The sequence below is a fragment of the Paenirhodobacter hankyongi genome, assembly GCF_003664585.1.
GTDB classification, from domain to species: Bacteria; Pseudomonadota; Alphaproteobacteria; order Rhodobacterales; family Rhodobacteraceae; genus Rhodobacter; species Rhodobacter hankyongi.
On sequence record NZ_RCHI01000039.1, the window covers coordinates 1 to 2,884 of the forward strand.

Here is a 2,884-nt window from a genome sequence, read left to right on the forward strand (position 1 = left end):
ATCTTCCGATCGTTGAGCATTTCGAGCCACATTGCGTTAGCGACGGCGATGAGGGCAGCGAGGGGGAGGCCGAGGATCCAGGCGAAGTACCACATGGGATGCGTCCTTTCTCAGTAGGCGTTCTTGTTTTCGGTGACTTCGGCGGTGGTGACCTTGCCCCAGAGGACCTTGTAGACCCAGGCGGTGTAGGCAAGGATGATCGGCACGAAGATCACCGAGACGACCAGCATCACGAACAGCGTCTGATGCGAGGAGGAGGCGTCCCAGACGGTGAGCGAGGCGTCGGGCTGGATCGAGGAGGGCAGGATGAAGGGGAACATCGTCAGCCCGACCGAGGCGATCACGCCAAGGATCGCGAGGCCGGAGAAGATCAGCGCCGCGCCGTTTGCCTTGCGCATCGCGAGGATCGCCAGCGCCATGCCGGCGATGCCCAGAACCGGGGCGATCGCGATCCAGGGCCGCAGCGCATAGGCCGCAAGCCAGGAGCCCTGATGCGCGACGGTGCTCAGCAGCGGGTTCGAGGGCCCGTTCGCCGCGACCTCGGAGGTGAGCGCATAGCCCGGGATGCCGTAAGCCAGCCAGACGCCGGCGAGCGCATAGGCGAGGATCGCCACGATGCCCGCGACCGAGCCGATCGCGATCGCGCGGCGCTGCACCGCGCCCTCGGTCTTCAGCGTCAGCCAGCCCGCGCCATGCAGCAGCAGCATGGTCAGCGAGACCACACCCGCGAGCAGCGCGAAGGGGTTCAGCAACCCGAGGAACTTCGCATGGAAGGCGCCCGGGTAGAGCGGCATCAGATCCTCGGTGATCTGGAACGGCACGCCCTGCAGCACATTGCCGACGGCGACGCCGAAGATCAGCGCCGGCACCGCGCCGCCGACGAAGAGCGCCCAGTCCCAGCCGTTGCGCCAGGCGTGGCCCTCGCGCTTCGAGCGGTACTTGAAGCCCACCGGGCGCAGGATCAGCGCCGCGAGCACCGCGAACATCGCCAGGTAGAAGCCCGAGAAGCTGACCGCATAGAGCGGCGGCCAGGCGGCGAAGATCGCGCCGCCGCCGAGGATGAACCACACCTGGTTGCCTTCCCAGACCGGGCCGACGGTGTTGATCACGACGCGGCGCTCGTCATCGGTCCTGGCGACGAAGGGCAGCAGCGCCCCCACGCCCATGTCGAAGCCGTCGGTGGCGGCAAAGCCGATGAGCAGCACGCCGAGGAGCCCCCACCAGATCACCCGCAGCACATCGAGACTGATCAGATCATGCAAAATCATGGTGTCTTACTCCGCAGGCATGGTGACGGCATCGTCCGAGGTCTTCAGCCGCGCTTCGTGGCGGCGCATCCAGTCCTCGGTCTCGGCGACGTCCTGGTAGGGGCCCTTGCGGATGTATTTCACCATCAGCCCCATCTCGATGATGAAGAGCACGGTGTAGAAGAGCACGAAGCCCGCAAGGGTGATCGCGAGATCCGCGACCGAGAGATGGCTGACCGAGAGCGCGGTCGGCAGCACGCCGTCGACCGTCCAGGGCTGGCGGCCGAATTCGGCGGTGAACCAGCCGAGCTCGGCGGCGATCCAGGGCGCGGGGATGACGATGACGGCCAGCCGCAGCGCCCAGCGGGGATAGCGCATCCCCCTGAAGTTGGAGACCACGAAGAAATAGCCCAGAACCGCGATGAAGGAGAAGCCGAGCGCCACCATGATCCGGAACGACCAGAAGATCGGCCAGACCGTGGGCACGGTGTCATTCGCGGCCTGCACGATCTGCGCCTCGGTCGCCTGGCGCGGGTCGTCGACATAGCGCTTGAGCAGGAAGGCAAAGCCCAGATCCTTCGAATGTTCCTCGAAGGCGGCGGTCTCCTCGGGCGTGACATTGCCCTTCGCCGCGCGGATCTGCATCAGCGCGTCATAGGCAAGGATGCCCGAGCGCACCCGGGTCTCGGCCTGGCTTACCAGATCGGCGATGCCGGGGATTTCCTCGGTCAGCGAGCGGGTGCCGAGAAGCCCCATCGCGAAGGGGATCTTCACCGCATAATGGGTCTCGCGCGCCGCCTGGTCGGGGATGCCGAAGAGGGTGAAGGAGGCGGGCGCCGGTTCGGTTTCCCACATCGCCTCGATCGCGGCGAGCTTCATCTTCTGGTTCAGCGAGGCGTTGTAACCCGACTCGTCACCGAGGATGACGACCGAGAAGGACGAGGCGAGGCCGAAGGCCGCCGCCACCGCGATCGAACGGCGGGCGAGCTCCAGATGCCGCCCCTTCAGCATGTACCAGGCCGAGACGCCAAGGACGAAGATCGAGGCGGTGACATAGCCCGCCGAGACGGTATGGACGAATTTCGCCTGCGCGACCTCGTTGAACAGCACCTCGAAGAAGGAGGTCATCTCCATGCGCATGGTCATCGGGTTGAACGCGGCGCCCACCGGGTTCTGCATCCAGCCATTGGCGATCAGGATCCACAGCGCCGAGAAGTTCGAGCCGATCGCGACGAGCCAGGTGACGGTGAGATGGCCGACGCGGGAGAGCTTGTCCCAGCCGAAGAACATCAGCCCGACGAAGGTCGCCTCCATGAAGAAGGCCATCAGCCCCTCGATGGCGAGCGGCGCGCCGAAGATGTCGCCGACATAATGGCTGTAATAGCTCCAGTTCATCCCGAACTGGAATTCCATGGTGATGCCCGTCGCCACGCCGAGCACGAAGTTGATGCCGAACAGCGTCGCCCAGAACTTCGTCATCTGCCGCCAGATCGGCCGCCCGGTCATCACATAGACCGTCTCCATGATCGCAACCAGGATCGACAATCCCAGCGTCAGCGGCACGAAGAGGAAGTGATACAGAGCCGTCATCGCAAACTGAAGGCGCGACAGCTCCACAATACCAAAATCCATCCGTC

At 65.0% G+C, this 2,884-nt stretch carries 3 protein-coding genes; all 3 read right to left on the minus strand.

The window, feature by feature from the left end; all coding sequences use genetic code 11:
• Nucleotides 1–95, minus strand: a 95-nt coding sequence (gene cydX / locus DYS74_RS18295) for a cytochrome bd-I oxidase subunit CydX (RefSeq protein WP_121535055.1), incomplete at its 3' end; no start/stop codon positions are given.
• 15 nt (nt 96–110) lie between these two features.
• Nucleotides 111–1,268, minus strand: coding sequence for a cytochrome d ubiquinol oxidase subunit II (gene cydB / locus DYS74_RS18300; RefSeq protein WP_121535053.1), 1,158 nt, complete (start codon nt 1,266–1,268; stop codon nt 111–113).
• A 6-nt stretch (nt 1,269–1,274) separates the two neighbouring features.
• A complete protein-coding gene (locus DYS74_RS18305; RefSeq protein ID WP_121535054.1) occupies nt 1,275–2,879 on the minus strand; it encodes a cytochrome ubiquinol oxidase subunit I in 1,605 nt (534 codons plus the stop codon).
• Between the last annotated feature and the right edge of the window lie 5 nt (nt 2,880–2,884).

Bases quoted from the DNA above. Each gene is read 5' to 3' on its own strand.
- cydB (WP_121535053.1), bottom strand. From the start codon at position 1,268: ATGATTTTGCATGATCTGATCAGTCTCGATGTGCTGCGGGTGATCTGG.
- DYS74_RS18305 (WP_121535054.1), bottom strand. From the start codon at position 2,879: ATGGATTTTGGTATTGTGGAGCTGTCGCGCCTTCAGTTTGCGATGACG.